The organism is Ulvibacter sp. 2210JD10-4 (genome assembly GCF_058148525.1).
On the sequence record NZ_JBYVJZ010000001.1, the window covers coordinates 524,035 to 540,681 of the forward strand.

At 34.0% G+C, this 16,647-nt stretch carries 20 protein-coding genes and 1 pseudogene; 12 read left to right on the plus strand and 9 right to left on the minus strand.

The features are described 5' to 3' along the window. Positions 1-414 precede the first annotated feature (414 nt). Together ACY2RT_RS02615 and ACY2RT_RS02620 are read left to right on the plus strand one after the other, a co-directional pair. Complete coding sequence (locus tag ACY2RT_RS02615) at positions 415-1,851, plus strand: zinc metalloprotease (protein WP_490154315.1); 1,437 nt, start codon at positions 415-417, stop codon at positions 1,849-1,851. Between the two features lie 64 nt (positions 1,852-1,915). Then, on the plus strand, positions 1,916-3,184 hold the full coding sequence (locus tag ACY2RT_RS02620; protein ID WP_490154316.1) for a T9SS type A sorting domain-containing protein: 1,269 nt from the start codon (positions 1,916-1,918) through the stop codon (positions 3,182-3,184). A 134-nt stretch (positions 3,185-3,318) separates the two neighbouring features. Here ACY2RT_RS02620 and ACY2RT_RS02625 read toward each other — a convergent pair whose 3' ends face one another. The 3 genes from ACY2RT_RS02625 to ACY2RT_RS02635 form a co-directional block, all read right to left on the minus strand. Then, a complete protein-coding gene (locus ACY2RT_RS02625) occupies positions 3,319-3,516 on the minus strand; it encodes a hypothetical protein (protein ID WP_490154317.1) in 198 nt (65 codons plus the stop codon). Between the two features lie 123 nt (positions 3,517-3,639). Then, positions 3,640-4,440: a TIGR00266 family protein gene (locus tag ACY2RT_RS02630; RefSeq protein ID WP_490154318.1), complete on the minus strand. Its 801-nt coding sequence runs from the start codon at positions 4,438-4,440 to the stop codon at positions 3,640-3,642. Positions 4,441-4,514: 74 nt separating this feature from the next. Further along, complete coding sequence (locus ACY2RT_RS02635) at positions 4,515-4,988, minus strand: DUF4442 domain-containing protein (RefSeq protein ID WP_490154319.1); 474 nt, start codon at positions 4,986-4,988, stop codon at positions 4,515-4,517. Between the two features lie 132 nt (positions 4,989-5,120). Between ACY2RT_RS02635 and ACY2RT_RS02640 the strand changes: the two genes are divergently transcribed. The 7 genes from ACY2RT_RS02640 (at position 5,121) to ACY2RT_RS02670 (ending at position 9,826) form a co-directional block, all read left to right on the plus strand. Then, entirely contained in the window at positions 5,121-5,621 is a 501-nt protein-coding gene (locus ACY2RT_RS02640) for a DUF4870 domain-containing protein (RefSeq protein ID WP_490154320.1), read from the plus strand. Continuing rightward, positions 5,605-5,784 carry a hypothetical protein gene (locus ACY2RT_RS02645; protein ID WP_490154321.1) on the plus strand — a complete coding sequence of 60 codons (180 nt, stop codon included), beginning with the start codon at positions 5,605-5,607 and terminating at the stop codon, positions 5,782-5,784. The genes ACY2RT_RS02640 and ACY2RT_RS02645 overlap by 17 nt, the downstream gene beginning before the upstream one ends. 10 nt (positions 5,785-5,794) lie before the next feature. Next, positions 5,795-6,133, plus strand: coding sequence for a PadR family transcriptional regulator (locus ACY2RT_RS02650; protein ID WP_490154322.1), 339 nt, complete (start codon positions 5,795-5,797; stop codon positions 6,131-6,133). After that, positions 6,130-7,881: a PspC domain-containing protein gene (locus tag ACY2RT_RS02655; RefSeq protein WP_490154323.1), complete on the plus strand. Its 1,752-nt coding sequence runs from the start codon at positions 6,130-6,132 to the stop codon at positions 7,879-7,881. Before ACY2RT_RS02650 ends, ACY2RT_RS02655 begins: the two co-directional genes overlap by 4 nt. Before the next feature lie 11 nt (positions 7,882-7,892). Next, entirely contained in the window at positions 7,893-8,621 is a 729-nt protein-coding gene (locus tag ACY2RT_RS02660; RefSeq protein ID WP_490154324.1) for a head GIN domain-containing protein, read from the plus strand. A gap of 89 nt (positions 8,622-8,710) precedes the next feature. Further along, on the plus strand, positions 8,711-9,202 hold the full coding sequence (locus ACY2RT_RS02665) for a nuclear transport factor 2 family protein (RefSeq protein ID WP_490154325.1): 492 nt from the start codon (positions 8,711-8,713) through the stop codon (positions 9,200-9,202). A gap of 168 nt (positions 9,203-9,370) precedes the next feature. Then, a complete protein-coding gene (locus tag ACY2RT_RS02670; RefSeq protein ID WP_490154326.1) occupies positions 9,371-9,826 on the plus strand; it encodes a hypothetical protein in 456 nt (151 codons plus the stop codon). 52 nt (positions 9,827-9,878) lie between these two features. Here the strand turns inward: ACY2RT_RS02670 and trxB are convergent, their stop codons facing one another. Both trxB and ACY2RT_RS02680 read right to left on the minus strand, forming a co-directional pair. Further along, the gene (trxB, locus tag ACY2RT_RS02675) at positions 9,879-10,841 is read right to left on the minus strand and encodes a thioredoxin-disulfide reductase (protein WP_490154927.1); all 963 of its coding nucleotides are present in this window, start codon (positions 10,839-10,841) and stop codon (positions 9,879-9,881) included. A 92-nt stretch (positions 10,842-10,933) separates the two neighbouring features. After that, positions 10,934-11,395 carry a methyltransferase family protein gene (locus ACY2RT_RS02680; RefSeq protein WP_490154327.1) on the minus strand — a complete coding sequence of 154 codons (462 nt, stop codon included), beginning with the start codon at positions 11,393-11,395 and terminating at the stop codon, positions 10,934-10,936. A gap of 396 nt (positions 11,396-11,791) precedes the next feature. Here ACY2RT_RS02680 and ACY2RT_RS02685 point away from each other — a divergent pair. From ACY2RT_RS02685 to ACY2RT_RS02695, 3 genes and pseudogenes are all read left to right on the plus strand, one after another. Next, positions 11,792-11,944, plus strand: a pseudogene (locus ACY2RT_RS02685) (tyrosine-type recombinase/integrase); the annotation flags it as partial. 125 nt (positions 11,945-12,069) lie between these two features. Then, complete coding sequence (locus ACY2RT_RS02690) at positions 12,070-13,395, plus strand: AAA family ATPase (RefSeq protein ID WP_490154328.1); 1,326 nt, start codon at positions 12,070-12,072, stop codon at positions 13,393-13,395. Further along, on the plus strand, positions 13,395-14,279 hold the full coding sequence (locus ACY2RT_RS02695; RefSeq protein WP_490154329.1) for a hypothetical protein: 885 nt from the start codon (positions 13,395-13,397) through the stop codon (positions 14,277-14,279). The genes ACY2RT_RS02690 and ACY2RT_RS02695 overlap by 1 nt, the downstream gene beginning before the upstream one ends. 95 nt (positions 14,280-14,374) lie before the next feature. Here the strand turns inward: ACY2RT_RS02695 and ACY2RT_RS02700 are convergent, their stop codons facing one another. The 4 genes from ACY2RT_RS02700 to ACY2RT_RS02715 all read right to left on the minus strand — a co-directional run bounded on the left by ACY2RT_RS02700 (position 14,375) and on the right by ACY2RT_RS02715 (position 16,593). Further along, the gene (locus ACY2RT_RS02700; RefSeq protein WP_490154330.1) at positions 14,375-14,599 is read right to left on the minus strand and encodes a hypothetical protein; all 225 of its coding nucleotides are present in this window, start codon (positions 14,597-14,599) and stop codon (positions 14,375-14,377) included. 2 nt (positions 14,600-14,601) lie between these two features. Then, positions 14,602-14,805 carry a hypothetical protein gene (locus ACY2RT_RS02705; protein WP_490154331.1) on the minus strand — a complete coding sequence of 68 codons (204 nt, stop codon included), beginning with the start codon at positions 14,803-14,805 and terminating at the stop codon, positions 14,602-14,604. Between the two features lie 18 nt (positions 14,806-14,823). Continuing rightward, on the minus strand, positions 14,824-15,081 hold the full coding sequence (locus ACY2RT_RS02710; RefSeq protein ID WP_490154332.1) for a hypothetical protein: 258 nt from the start codon (positions 15,079-15,081) through the stop codon (positions 14,824-14,826). 882 nt (positions 15,082-15,963) lie between these two features. Continuing rightward, positions 15,964-16,593 carry a BfmA/BtgA family mobilization protein gene (locus tag ACY2RT_RS02715; protein ID WP_490154333.1) on the minus strand — a complete coding sequence of 210 codons (630 nt, stop codon included), beginning with the start codon at positions 16,591-16,593 and terminating at the stop codon, positions 15,964-15,966. Positions 16,594-16,647: the final 54 nt, after the last annotated feature.

Sequence of the window (16,647 nt, forward strand, 5' to 3'; positions counted from 1 at the left end):
AAATAAATTAAACATTGATTTAATTGGGGGTTCTGTTTAATAAGAGCAAACGCTCTGTACAATGTAATTCCCGGAGTAATAAAAAGGGCCATTGCTTTTCAGGATGTAAAAAATGTAAGTCCTACCAAATAACAAAAACCAACTTCTCTAAATGTAAATGCTGTGATGAAAAATTCATAGCTAATTATGGTTAATTTGTTAAAAAAGCAAGCATTTCATCGAAAAAAATGTTGAAATGTACTACCCTACCATATTCTATAAAATCCTTAAGAATTATTTTAGTTTCGATTTCAATTATCTCATAATACTCCCCACAGATTATGTTAAAAATTGAATATGCAAATTATTAGTCTGAATCAGCAGAACAAAGACTTTAAACAAGAAGTATGTACTAACAAACCAATTTAGAAAATTATGAAACTAAACTATTCACTCATTTTTTTATTGTTTTTAGGTTTTACCTATTCTCAAGCTCAAACAGGACAACCCCTAACTCTGGAGGAGCAGGATTGTCAACCTGTCAGGAACCCAGCAATACCTCATTGTGACAATCTACATAGTGGTTCCATTGATCAAGCCTACCTTGATACGTTTGAGCCAGTAGTGTTCAATATATACTTCTGGGCTATTAACAGATCTGATGGCTCTACACATAACGTTATGGTTGAAGATGATTTCTTATGGGCGGTGGCACAGCTTAATATTGAATATAATAAGTTCAATGTGTTCTTTAAATACAGAGGCTTCAACAATGAAGATTTTAACTCTGATATTATGTACGAAGACCAATTAATTACAGGGATTTATAATTATGCTACTCAGAATGGATATGTAGAACCTAATTCTTATAATGTATACTTACCCAAAACTCTTGCGGGTGGCGGTGGGCAAGCTCCAGTAGGTTATAGCACGTATTTTGGTGTTAGAAATGGCCCAAATTTTTATCAAAGTTCTACTAAAACATTAATCCATGAAATGGGGCATACGTTCTATTTACGCCATACTTATCTAGATTACAATGATCCTGATGATTGTGAGCATGTTATTAGAAACCCAGGAGATCCTAATTTTAATGCCCTAACCAATGGAGATTGTACCTTGGATACTGCTGCACAACCAGGGTTTGTATTTTCTGGGAATGATCAAAATATTGATTTATCCAGTTGTACATTTTTGCCAGGTTTTTATGATTGCCAAGGTAATGAATATGAAATAGAAGAAAGCGACATTACGTGGATGGCATATGGTACGGGTGATTGTGGTAATAAATTTACCATAGGCCAAAAAATACGAATGCGAGAGACTATACAGATAGACCAAAATGGAGTCTATGCTCAGGCAGAAACAACAGTAGCCTCCCTTTATGAACCTTATAAAGGAGAATATTATTATGCAGGCCCTACTCAATCAAATCACATTCCATTATTTCAACCCGGTTTTGATTATGAATTTGTTGAGTGCGATTGTTATTGCCCAGCACCAAGTGATTATGGCGATACTAGTTTTAATTATACAACAAATATCCTTCTTGATATAGATAAAGAAGAGGAAGATTACTCCAGTATTGTCCATCCCAATCATGCGGCTATCCGAATAGTGCACGATGACCCAATTTTTCTACCCCAACCAAGAAAATGTTATAATAATTGGAACAGAGCCCCAAATGGAGGAACGATAACAAAATTTGAAGATGGGGTTTTTAACACCAATGTTACTATAACTCCTCAAGACTCTACTACGATTAATAATCAGAATTTAATTAATGATTTGCAGCAAGGTCTCTATAAAATAGAGAAAAATTATGATGATGGTTCTATACAAGAAACCATTATAATTAAAGAAAATGAATAGCCTATAAATTAACACAAGTCCTTTGAAAGAATACTCAGAGGACTTGTATGTATAATAAATATCAATGAAACAAATACTTAAAAATACGGTATCCCTTTTTTTTCTATTCTTTTTTACAACTATTACAGGTCAAATTACACTTATCCCTGACTCTGATTTTGAAGAAGCATTAATTGATTTTGGAATAGATAGTGATGGAATTATTAACGGACAAATACTTACCAGTGATGTAGAGAATGTAACACACCTAGAGATAAGCGCAACCTATAGTGTAAAAACCCTTATTGGGATAGAGGATTTTGCAAACCTCACGCATTTTACTTTTTATGCTCGCTATCACCAAGGTTTATTAGATTTAAGCAATAATACCAGTCTTATAGAGGTATATATAGTCTGGGGAGATCTGCTTAATGAAATAGACATCTCTAACAGTCCCAACCTGAGATATTTAAACTTACAACAAAATTCATTAACAAGTTTAGATGTTACTAATAGCCCTAATTTAGAAGAATTATATGTAGGCAATCCTTCTTTTGACACACCACCATTTAACAATTTAAGTGTTATAGATGTATCACAAAACCCTAACCTTAAAATTCTTGATGTTGGTCTTAATTTTAATTTGAGTAACTTAGATGTAAGCCACAACCCTTTGCTTGAAAAATTATATGTTCCAAGCTGTAATTTATCTACTCTAGACCTTAGTCACAACCCAAACTTAGAAATAGTTTATTTGGGAATTCAATTTGATGAACTTATAGAGGATCCCTCCAATCCTTTGCTTACAGAAATAGACCTGAGTAATAATGTGCAACTAAGAGCACTTTTTATGGATTTAACAACCATTACACAACTTGATCTTTCCCAAAATAGGCACTTAGAATGGTTACAATGCCAAACAACCAGTTTGGAGTCTGTTAATTTAAAAAATGAAAATAATGAGATTTTAGATATTCATGTATATAATAGTCCAACATTACAATGCATCCAGGTAGATGATGCTGTAGCTGCTAATAATAATGAATATCCATATTCAGAATGGTATACAGAACATCCTGTTACATTTACTGAAGATTGTTTTTTAGGCACTGAAGACTTAGTGATGGACAGCTTTGTGTTTTATCCCAACCCTGTAGAAAATTACATACATATTGTCGGGAATGATTATCCAATAGAAGCCATAGAAGTTTATACCATAAACGGGGAAAAGATAGAAGTTCATATTTTAATAGAAAACAATCTATTAAATCTCTCTAAATTGCAAAATGGGGTATATTTTATAAAGGTTAGGACAAATAAAGGTGCTTTAATTAAAAAAATAATCAAAATATGAGAAATTTAAAATAGTAAAGGTTTTGATCAGGAAAGTTATTTACTCCTGCGGTAGTAAACTAGAAAATCCTTTAGTTAATCAATTGTAAAATAATATAGGGAGCTAATTAAAAAACCCGCTTTTGCGGGTTTTTGTTATGGATTTAAATAAATTAAACATTGATTTAATTGTGGGTTCTGCTTAATAAGAGCATCGATCCAGATTTTGAGCTCCTCTATTTCATAGGGAAGCAATCGTTTCATTGCCTTTTTCAACTCTTTACAGAACAAATTTACATCAAAGCTAACCTTTGCAAGTACAGCTTTGGTGTAATCAAACATTGCTCTAGCCATAGTTCAACTGAATTAAATGTTAGTTAGGTAATTTTAAACAATAGGCAGAAAATTTTATATTAAACTGTTCTAAATATAACAAAAAAAACGATTGAAAATTTCTTTGTTAATAAAAATATTGTGTTAAAATCTGTTATCTCCGTCCAGTAAATCTCCCAAACCACCTAAAATACTGCCTTCTCCTTTATCTTTTCCTCCTCCTTTTGGTGCAGAAGCCCAAACCCGTTTTGCTAATCTGCTAAAGGGTAATGATTGAACATATACAGTTCCCGGCCCCGTAAGTGTTGCAAAAAACAGTCCTTCACCTCCAAATAGGGTATTTTTGATCCCTCCCACAAATTCTATATCATAATTCACGGTATGGTCAAAACCAATAATACAGCCTGTATCAATTTTCAATTTTTCTCCGGGGGCCAGTTCTTTAACTGCTGTGGTTCCTCCGGCATGTACAAATGCCATTCCGTAGCCTTCCAGCTTTTGCATGATAAAACCTTCGCCTCCAAATAAACCACGTCCCAATTTGCGTGAGAATTCAATGCCAATGGAAACCCCTTTAGCAGCACAAAGGAACGCATCTTTCTGGCAGATAAATTTTCCATTGAACTTTTCCAGGTCAACAGCAATTATCTTTCCGGGATAAGGAGAAGCAAAACTTACTCTTCTTTTTCCAGGTACTGTATTATAAAAGGCAGTCATAAATAAGCTCTCTCCTGTCAGCAAACGCTTTCCTGCGCCAAATATCTTACCCACTACTCCCGTATCCTTTGCAGAACCGTCGCCAAAAATAGTTTCCATTTTAATCCCATCGTCCATCATCATAAAGCTTCCGGCTTCGGCAACAACGCCTTCATCGGGGTCCAACTCTACTTCAACATATTGCATTTCTTCTCCGTAGATCGTATAGTCTATTTCATGTGCTTTCATATTAAATTTTTTAAGTTCAATTAATGAGTTAATGAATCGTAGATTTTGTTACAATGTATTTTTAAAAATTTTATTCATTTCTGTGAAGAGGCATTACTTTTTAACTTAACTGTCCATTCAAATTCAAATCTGGAAACAATATCACCATTAGTATCTTTCCCTTCTGCTTTCATCCAACAGGTATATCCTTCTCCTGTAGAAATTGTTTTACCAATAGCATTTTTGATTAGTTCTCCATCATTACAGGTAAATGTGATCCTCCCCTTTGCTTTCTTTAAAAAAGCCCCTTTATTGTTTGCAACCAGCATCGAAATGTTTTGATGACTTTCCTTGATATAGGACATTACAATGGCTCCCGTACTTAACTCTGCAGCCATCCCTTGTACTGCCCAAAACATAGATCTAAATGGGTTTTGATTGATCCACCGGTGCTTTACGGTTGTTACACAACTCTTTTCATTAATAGATTTTAACCGTACACCGCAAAAATATGCGGAAGGCAACTTAAAGAACAGAAACATATTGATTTGCCTTGGTTTTAATAGCATTTTAAAGATTTTAGGCTAAGATATTACAATTATTTTATAGATTTAAAATGTTAAAATATTGTTAAATTTTAGTACTATGCGTAACATAATACCTTCTTTTAGACATATATTTGCATAAGAAATTAATAAACAATGGACACTACCGTATCAGAAAATCAAAAAAACTTAGGTGCTTTCATTCACCTTTCTACATTTTTAAAGTATTTCTTTCCTTTTGCAAACTTTTTTGCTCCACTACTATTATGGACCCTTAATAAGGAAAAGGAATTTATTGATGACCATGGTAAGCAGGCGATTAATTTTCAGTTAAGTATACTATTATATACTTTAATTGTAGGGTTGATCTGTTTGCCCTTTTTTATCATATTCGCTGCAGACTTTGTATCTCTTGTAGATGCTATTGAACATACCACACATAATATTAGATATTCAGAAATTAAGAACCTTAGTGGGTATGTAGTACTATTTTGCTTAGCTGCACTCTTGCTATTCGGAATATTTGTATTAGAACTCTATGCTGTTGTATCAGCAACCGTAAGGGCGGCAAAAGGAGAATTATACAATTACCCTTTGAGTATCCCTTTTATAAAAACAACCATTCAAAATCAATCAGAAGATGAGCACACTAGTTAGTATCTTATTGGCGGTAGTAATGAATACACTATCCGGAGGAAATATCGAGAATAAATCAAAAGATATTTCAAAAATAGAGATCCACCACTGTAAGGAGGATAGTTTACAAACTTTTGACTCTTATTACATCATCAAAAACGAACAGTTATTTCACAAAAAGTAAAAAGAACCAAATGAAAATCGAAAACACAAAAGCGCAAATGCGAAAAGGGGTTCTGGAATATTGTATCCTTTCCATTCTAAAGGATGGTGAAGCATATACAAGTGATATTCTGGATACCTTAAAAGACGCAAAAATGCTTGTAGTGGAAGGAACAATCTATCCGTTGTTAACCAGGCTTAAGAATGCGGGGTTACTAACTTATCGCTGGGAAGAATCAACCAGTGGACCACCACGTAAGTATTATGATCTTACCGAAACCGGTAAAATATTTTTAAAAGAATTAAACACTACCTGGAGCGAACTGCAACGGGCCGTTAATAAAGTAACTAGCGAAAAAACTAAAAAATGAACAAGACAGTAAATATAAATTTAGCAGGCACATTTTTCCACATAGATGAAAATGCTTTTGGAAAATTACAACGCTATTTTGAAGCGATAAAAAAATCCCTATCTGATCCTCAAGGAAGTGATGAGATATTGCGAGATATTGAAGCTCGCGTTGCTGAACTTTTCACTGAAAAAATTGAAAGTAGTTCGCATGTGGTAACATTGAAGGAAGTAGATGAGGTCATTACAGTAATGGGACAACCTGAAGATTATATGGTAGATGAAGAGATCTTTGAAGATGCTCCTCTCAGGCCAAAAGCCAGAACATCTTCACACAAACAACTTTTTAGAGATATAGATAATAAATTCATTGCCGGTGTATCTTCGGGATTAGGACATTATCTGGGTCTTGACGCTATATGGGTTCGTTTGCTTTGGATTTTACTCACCGTATTTTCAAGTGGTATCTTTATAGTATTTTACATCATCTTTTGGATTTTGGTACCGGCAGCTGAAAGTACATCAGACAAACTAAAAATGTCCGGTGAAGCTGTCAATATATCTAATATCGAAAAAAAACTGAAAGAACAACTTGAAAATGCCACAGAGAAAGTAAAAAATGTTGACTATGACAAGTACGGAAAAAAGGTAAAAAAAGGAACTTCGGGTTTTTTTGACACTATTGGAAGTATTATTCTTACTATCCTTAAAATATTTGTGAAATTCTTTGGGATCATTTTAATTATTGTATCACTTTCAACCTTAATAGGACTGGTAGTAGGACTATTTACTTTTGGTTCGATAGACCTCTGGGGTACGGGAGAAGTAATGGATTATATCTCATTGGTAGATACAAGTAATGCTCCTCTTTGGCTTGTTTCATTACTAACTTTATTTGCAGTAGGAATTCCATTTTTTGTTCTTTTCATCTTAGGTTTAAAATTGTTAATAGATAACCTAAAATCTATTGGAACTCCCGCTAAGATAACTTTACTGGTCCTATGGTTCTTATCTATTGTAGGCTTGGGCATCTTGGGACTAAGACAAGCCACAGAACAGGCTTATAACGGTGAAGAGGTCCAGGAAACTGCTCTTCCAGTAAGAGTTGGAGATACTCTGCGTATCGCTATGGTTGCCAATGATCAATATGAATATAATGTAAGAAGAAATGGTGGCGTAGAGATTAAGTATGATGAAAATGACGAGAAAATTATCTATTCCAATGATATCCGTTTAATTGTACGTTCCACACGCGACTCTGTTGGGAAAATAGTTGTTGAAAAAACTGCCGAAGGGAAAAGCCTTTTGGAGGCAAAAAAACGCGCTGAGGCTATTGATTATAATTTTTCAATAGACAGGAACGCCCTCTTGCTTGATGGTTATTTTTTAACAGAAATGGAAAACAAATACAGAAACCAGGAAGTAGAAATTGTAGTGTATCTTCCAGTAGGGACTATTCTATATGCTGAAGAGAACACTTATTCATTTCACAGAAGCTATTCTCATTACAGAGACATATTGGATAATGGAGACGAGTCTCATTACCTTAGAATTCTTGAAAATAAAACCGAATGCCTGGATTGTCCGTATGAAAAAAGTGAATCGTGGGAGTCAAACTCCAATAGCGAAAGTGACAACTGGGAAGAGGAATTGAAAAAAGAATTCACAGACGAAATCAATGATGATGTCATTATTATTGATGAAAACGGTAATAAAATTGTCAATGAAGCGGAAAAAGAAGATACTTTAAAAATAAAAAATAATCTATAAAAACTATTAAAATGAAATCAATCAAAGTTTTAATTGCATTAGTCGTAGCTACTACAATCACATCCTGCCATTTTGATATTAACTTTGGTCAGGTTGATGGAAACGGAAATGTAGTAACTGAAGAAAGATATGTATCAAACGGTTTCGACCAGGTAAAAGGAAGCGCAGGTATCGATGTGTTTTTAACCCAGGGAACTGAAGAAAAGGTAGTTGTAGAAGCAGATGAAAACCTGATGGATATCATTGAAACCGAAATAGTCAATGGCAGACTAACTATTGGCACTTCAAATAACAAAAGCATAGGAAGATGCAAAGCCAGAAAAGTACATGTTACCTACGTAAGCTTGAACAGTATTGCTGCAAGCAGTGGCGCAGATGTTATAGCAAACTCTGTAGTAAAAAATGAAACAATTACACTGGACGCAAGTAGTGGTGCCGATTTAGAAGTAGAAGTTTTAGCCAAAGAAGTGTATGTAGAAACCAGTAGTGGTGCCGATATTAAAGTCTCCGGAAAAGCATCAAAATTAATAGCGGATGCTTCCAGCGGAAGTGATCTTAATGCAAAAAATCTTACGGTAATAACATGTAATGCTGAAGCTTCCAGCGGTGCCGATGTTACCGTAAATGTAAAAGAGAGTCTTAAAGCCAGCGCATCTAGTGGTGGCGATATAAACTACTATGGGGATCCTGCAGCGGTTACCAATAACGGAAGCCGATCAGGAAGTGTACGCAAAATGTAATCATCATTTATTTGCATAGCCAACCCTTAAAACTCCAAAGTTTTTCCATGGCTTTGGAGTTTTTTTATACTAACCAATCATTTAAGATTATGAAAAAGATAACACTGTTATTCCTATTCTTTTGCTGTGCATTATTTGCACAAGTAGCTGAAGATTCGGAATTATATAAAACTCTTAAAGCAAAAGACAGTTTGCTTTTTAAAGTAAGCTTTAATACTTGTGATCTGTCCCCACTTGAAGTGTTACTGGCAGATGATCTTGAGTTCTATCATGATATATCCGGTATAACAAATTCTAAAGACCAATTTATAGACGTTATGAAGAACGGTCTATGTAAATCTGATGAATTTGTTTCCAGAAGAGTATTGATAGATGGGAGCCTGAAAGTATTTCCTCTTTACAACAACGGAAAACTATACGGAGCTGTTCAAAACGGAGTGCATCAGTTTTTTGAAAAACCAAAAGGGAAACCTGAAAATACTGGAAGTATTGCAAAATTTACACATTTATGGCTTTTAATAGACGGCGAATGGAAAATTTCAAAGGTACTAAGCTACGACCATAGGCTGCCAAGTCATTAAAAAGGGTTACTTTTTTTACAAATTTCTTGATACTGAATATCGTAGACTTTTCAATTTCTAAAAATAAACACTTACCGCCAATTGATTCTCTAAAATTTTAGTTATAAATCTGAATAAGTAAAAAATATAGTTTCTTTTAACACGTTACTAATAAACAAAAACTCCTCAATGAAAAATGCACTGATAGTACTTACTGTGCTATTTTTAATTGCCTGTAATTCTTTTGACACGAATACTAATTCAGCTAGCCCTAATGCAAATATTTTAACAGACCTACCAAAAGGAAGCTGGAAAACTTCTTACTTTTTTAAAGATAGTGCAGACAGAACCAATACCTATTCAGGTTTTACTTTCAATTTTGGTCATAATGGGACTATTACTGTTTCCGGCAATGGTATTAATGAATCCGGGACCTGGGCCTATAAAGACGGTATTGTAAATTCTTCGGGTAAGGATTCTATTGAACATAACGAAGAACTTGTATTGATTTTTTCGGAGGCAAGCTTTTTCCGTGAGCTTTCAGATAATTGGCAGATCACTTTGGTTAGTCCTACTAAAACTGAACTTTTCAACCAAAACAATGGAAATGATCACATGCAATTTTTAACTTTCAGTAAAGAATAATAAAAAATCCGAAGCTTCAAACTTCGGATTTTTATATTGGAATATCGTTGTATTAAGCTGTTATTTCAGACTCAACAGTAGCCAAGTATCTTTCAGCATCTAAAGCTGCCATACAACCTGTACCGGCGGCTGTTACTGCTTGGCGATATTCTTTATCCTGTACATCTCCACTCGCGAAAACTCCTGGTTTGTTAGTCTTTGTACTCTTGCCTTCGGTAATTAAATACCCCGTATCGTCCATTTCCAGTTGTCCTTTGAAGATATCTGTGTTTGGTTTGTGACCAATAGCTATAAACAATCCGGTAATGGCAATTTCTTCTTTTTCTCCTGTAATATTATTTTTCATCCTGAGCCCTTCAACCACCATATCACCTAAAACTTCATCGATCTCGGTATTATACCGAAGGTCTATGTTTTCAGTAGATGTAACCCTGTGTTGCATTGCTTTAGATGCTTTCATGTGGTCCTTTCTTACTAACATTGTTACTTTATTACAAATATTGGCAAGATAAGTAGCCTCCTCGGCTGCAGTATCACCACCTCCAACTATAGCGACATCCTGTCCTTTATAGAAAAAACCATCGCATACCGCGCAAGCAGATACACCACCACCTCGTAAGCGCTGCTCACTTGGCAAACCTAAATATTTAGCTGTAGCACCAGTAGAGATAATAACGGTTTCAGCTTCGATTTGGGTAGTGTTATCTACAGTAATTTTATGGATTCCTCCTCTTTCATTACTAAAATCTACGGCTGTCACCATCCCAATACGTACTTCCGTACCAAACCGTTCGGCTTGTTGTTGAAGTTGAACCATCATAGTTGGGCCGTCAACTCCCTCAGGATACCCAGGGAAATTATCGACTTCTGTTGTAGTTGTTAATTGTCCGCCAGGCTCCATTCCAGTATACATCACAGGTTTTAGATCTGCTCTTGCAGCATAAATAGCTGCTGTATACCCTGCTGGGCCCGAACCAATAATTAGGCATTTTATTCTTTCAATAGTATTAGACATAATAATTTTCTTCAAAATATTTTCAGAATGTAAAAGTAGTAACTTTAGTAAGAAACTTACACTAAAAGTTATTAAGAATATTTATTTGTTTATTAAGATTTGCGATTGTACTTTTTTGGAAAAAAGCGGCCTGTAGTTTCTTTGTAGTTTTTGTAGTCTGAAAAATTCTTTATCAAAAACTTTTCTTCATAATTGGTTTTAAAATACAATGCGACTACTAATACAATTGAAATTAAAAGTTTTATAATAGATAATATGTAAAAAGAGTACGAAAACATTGCTATAATAATCCCCAGATAAATAGGATGGCGCACATATCCATATATACCATTGGAAATTAAACCAGCTTTCTGTTTTGGGTTAGAAAAAGGAGCAATATTTTCATTAATATTTAAAATGCCTAAAAGAATTATAAGGAATCCTATTACTACCAAACCTAATAATATATAACGTATCCATTGAGAAAGTATAAGGTCAATCTTATCTTCCCAGGCTATAAAAAACATCGCAAAAAGCAGGAACTGTATAAGTAGGTATAGAATGTCTTTCTTCACGGCAAGCAAATCTAATATTCTGTAAAAAATTCTGGGGAGACCCCAAATTTAAATCAAATTATACTTATACAAAAAATAATTACGATTTTAACAATAGGAGTATTTATAGGGGTTATTTTATCTAAAATCAAAAAGTGATTTGCAATGCAAATCACTTTTTGGTTAAGTCGGGATGACAGGAAGAACCTTGTCACCGTAAGAAGTTATATATCAGTGTTTTACACTGTTATTTCAAATTTGCACACCTCTTTGCACTCAAAATGCAAGTAAGATGAAATAAATGATATTCTTTCAAAGTAAATATACGAATTTTGTCTCACTTTGAATTCAAATGATCGGTTAGATTGGATAATAAATGTTTCAATATAGCACCGATAAAGTAATTCAAGCCCTTATAATGAAAACGGAACCGATATTGGATATATACAGGAACTTTTGGGGCATAATAGCCCTAAAACGACCATGATATACACCCATGTTAGCAGTACAAGTTTAGATAGAATAAAACCTCATTTGATGATTTTTAACTTTAAAATAAAAAATGCCTGAAAAGATAATTCCAGCAAAATATCGTCAAGTTTAAAAAATTGAACGATATTTAAAGGTGAGCAGCCGAAAAACAGGCACTGTTTTATAGCCGAGAACCGTTAGCTGTCATTTAAACAAATGAACAAATGAAAATAAATAAAATTGGTGTCAACAACCTTTTCGGTGTATTTCAACACTCAATTAAAATAAATAATGACATTGGAATAACTATAATTATTGGAGAAAATGGATTAGGAAAAACCGTTATGCTTGAAATGATTGAAGCATTTTTTAAAGGTCATTATCTCTATTTCACGAATGTAACATTCGATGAAATGATATTTGAATTTGAAGATAAAATCACTTGGGTACTTACTAAAGAGGACAAAAATGAGGAGCTTCCAATGTTAAGCCTTACTCAAATAAATAAGAATGGTACAGAATTTAATCCGATTAAATTATTTGAATTCGGCAAAGACCATTTAGAGATGTTAGCCCGAAGGATAAGTAGAAATTCTCCTTATTTAAGAAGAGTACATCCAAAATATTGGGAAGACAGAAGAACAGGAGAAAGAGTTCATATTGAAGAGTTAATATATAAGTATGGAGATAGACACCAATTAGAATTAAACTATAATGATGAAGAAAAACCAAAATGGTTTCTTGATAAATACGAAAAAATTAATGTTAGTCTGATTGAGACTCAAAGATTAATTTCTACAGAAAAACGCGAAGAAAAAAATCAAGAAAAGACTGTAGAAAAATATGCTAAAGAATTAAGCAGAATCATTAAGAACTATCTTACTGAATCTACGGAACTATCTTCCAAGTTAGATAGAACTTATCCAAATAGATTAATTGATCGTCTTAAAAATTCAACAAATATTTCAAAGGAGTTTTTAAATGAAGAATTGAAGAGGTTGGAGGAAAAAAGAGAAACTCTTGATGTTGCAGGCTTAATTGAGATTGAAAAGGATTCAAACCTTTTAGATATAGAAAACCCTGGAAATGAAATTATTGACGTATTAATGTTGTACGTTGAGGATAGCTTTGAAAAAATAAAAATATTTGATACAGTTTCAAAAAAAATAGAAATTCTTTTAGATATTATTAATAAACGATTTAAGCATAAAAAATTAATAATAGACAAAGAAGAAGGGTTTCTATTCAAATCAACAATAATAATAGATAACGATAATAATTTCCAAACTATTAATGTAAATCAATTATCGTCTGGTGAACAAAATGAATTAGTTCTTTTCTACTCTTTATTATTTAAAACTAAAAAAGATTCGCTAATCTTAATAGATGAACCTGAAGTTTCTCTTCATATATCTTGGCAAAATTCTTTCATTCAAGATTTAAAGGAAATTACTAAATTAAATAATCTTGACGTCCTTATTGCTACACATTCCCCTGATATTATTTCAAATAACTGGGATTTAAAAGTGGAATTAAAAGGTTTAGAATAATGGAAGAGCACATTACACCTGAAAGAACTGCTAATGCCATTATGCAAGACAAAAATTTCAAAGGACACTATTTGTTAGTAGAAGGCAATAAAGATGTGAAATTGTATGGGAAGTTTGTCAATAATCAGAATTTTAGAATCAAACCAGCTTTTGGAAATGAAAAAGTTAAGTCTATTTTATCAATTTTAGAAGAAAGGGGTTTTGATAGAAGAATCGGAATTATTGATTCTGATTTTAATAAAATATTAGACACTCAAATAGAAATTGACGGCTTATTTATAACTGATGATCACGATATTGAAGTTATGATTATCAAAACAAGGGCTTTAGAAAATGTAATAAGAATTTTTTGTAGTAATTCGAAAATCAAAAAATTCGAAAAAGATAATAATACTACAATTCGAGATTCCCTAATGAATATCGGAAAGGAAATAGGTTATTTGAAATTAGCAAATAAAATTCACGACTTGGGATTAGTATTCAAACCAAAAAGCGTCGAAGGAAATACTATAAAATATGCAAATTTCACTTGTGATAAAACATTAAAATTTTTAGGAGACGATAAATTGATAGATACAATCATGAATTATTCTAGACAAAAAAGCTCTTCAATGAAGAATAAAAATAACATTGTGATGACATACAATGAAATTAAAGGTGATGATTTTGATTTAAATCAGCTTGTAAACGGTCACGATTTATCTAATTTATTGTATTTATTAATGAAAAAAGCGTTGAAAAGCAGAAATAAAATGTTGGTTAATAATAATAGTGTTGAGGATAGTTTAATCTTGTCATATGAATATGATTATTTCAAAGAGACTGAGATATACTCTAGCTTGAAAGAATGGGCTGATGAAAAAAATATAGAATTATTTAACTAATCAAAAACGCCAGCTAATCGAGTGGACGGGTCTCCCATAAATGAGGGACACTGTCCCGCAAAGTGTATAAGTTAAAAATAGTAGAGGTTTGAATTTTATTTCCCTTTCCTTAAGGTATCGGTAATTACCCTTATGGAAAAAACAACGTCCTGTATATCCTTTCTGGAGAAAGTATGTTCCTCTATATAGAACAACATCTCGATGCCCAGATCCAAATGTCGTGCCAGTTCCTCCGGGGAACCATAGGTATCGGTGATCGATTCGGACAGATATTCCGTTTGCTCCTTGTTCAACATCCGGTCATGGATAAGTACTATCAAATCTATTTAACGGGATCCTTGGCGTGTCCATGGTTTTCCGTTACGTTGTTGGTAAGTACGGCCAGCATAAGCAATAGTATATCGCGCCTTTCCGAACAGGGTAGTTTTTGTACCGTTTTGTAGATCAATTCTATATCATTAAGTGTTTTGGCTAACATGGTATCTGTTTTTTTCTTGGTTTCCCCGCTAAAATTTGTTTCTTTCATGTCTCTTTTTTTTAATCGTTATTTGGCCGATCTGCCTATATTGGACAGGAGCAAAAGAAAATCGGCGGCACCGATATCGAACGGAAATTCCCCGATTCCCCAGATTTTTTTGAACAGCTTTTTTGTTTTTTCCTCCCCGTGTTCCTTAAGGAATAGTTCAAGACGGTTCAGACAGATGTCCGATGGCCTTTCTATTTTTTCCATGATGCCGGAAAGCACGTTTATTTGCAGCATTACCGCCTCCGGCGTTACAGGATGTTCGTTTTGACCTTGCATAGCTATTAAAGTTTGGGTTCGTCCGGTATTTATATGGCATGCCCTTCCGTCCCCTCAAAGTGGGGCGGTATTGTAAGCAGAGTATACCTAATGTACGGATACAGGTAGGCGTGTAACTCAACTTACCGCATTAGAGGTACTGGTATACCCACCACGAATAAGAGAGCCCACGCCTAGGTCGTGAGCCAATCTACTTATCCTCTCGTGGTTTTGAAAATTACCAGTTTTCTAATGCGAGATTCAAAGCAATTGCTTCAATACTTTCTATACGAAGAATTGCAAATATATATTATCGGTTACAAATATATGAAAAATTTCAAAGTGCGAGCTACAAACCGCACTTTTTTCCATTTCATTGCGGTTTTTTGTTCGGTGATGAATTACAACAAAGCCATATATGACTACATAACTTATCTTTGGGAAGAATCCAGTCTCTCAAAAAGAAAATTTGCCATTAACCACAATATAGAAGAGAGTACTTTGAGAGATATAATTAATGGTAAAGATTACCAAATTTCTCTGCCTACTATTTATAAGATATGTGAATCAAGGTCAATTTCCCTTTTTAATTTTTTTGAAGAAATTGAAACGTGGAATAAGTCCAATAAAAGATAAAAAGCTTTACTTAATAGTATTGACTTTGACATCTTTTAAGGAATAATCTGCCTGTTTATTAGGTTCCGCTAGCAGATAATTCAAGATGTGTCTTTGTTGCCACAAAGACATCTTGTTTTGCTCCCGATGGTTGCAAGGAAAAAAATTCCTTTGTCCGTTATCCGAACCAACACGGATATGAAAAAGCGAGCGAAACGAAAGTTTCGTGCTGCAAGCCCAAATCCTTACCAGTTCTTTATCCTTTCTTTTTGCGAGGCGGACATTTTATTATCGATCATCAAGTTTCCTTTTAAGCGAAGCCAGTCCGGTTGCGTTTATTTCAATTTTATAGTAGGGCTTTCCAAACCTCGGTTCCACTCTTTCGATCCTCTCCAAGGTTTCCCGAAATTTTTTAAGATTACTAAGATGCCTCTGCCTCAATTTATTGTATTCGCCCTTGGGAACGGTATTCTCCTTCTCGTTCCATTCTTCTTTGGTAAGCTTTACAAACTTCTTTTCGATCCGTAGGGGTTCTTGCTCTTCTTCCAACTTCTCCCCAAAAAGGGATAGCAACATTGCGGTGGTAGGTTTTGTCTGGTTCTTCTCTATGTCCTTGATAATGGCAATTACGGCATCGATACGCTTACGGGTCTTTTCTTCCTCTTTTCCTATTTGGGACGCAAACCGGCTAAAGGGGGAAATGCCGTGCCATTCAAAAAAATCCATGATGGTTTCCATAGTCTCGGAATAGGATCCGGTGATTTTCCTTGAAAACCTCCTATACCTTTTTATGGTTCTTCGGTGTAGCCGTATGGTTCCAAATCCGTCCATTTTGTCCTCTTTTGTTGCCTGATTGTTACAATTTAAGTCCCTGTTTACAGGGGTTGTGAGATCGATTGTTACAATTTGGGCGATCATCGTTATTCTTGATATGTTCGTAACATATTGATTATCAATATTTTAATCCGATAA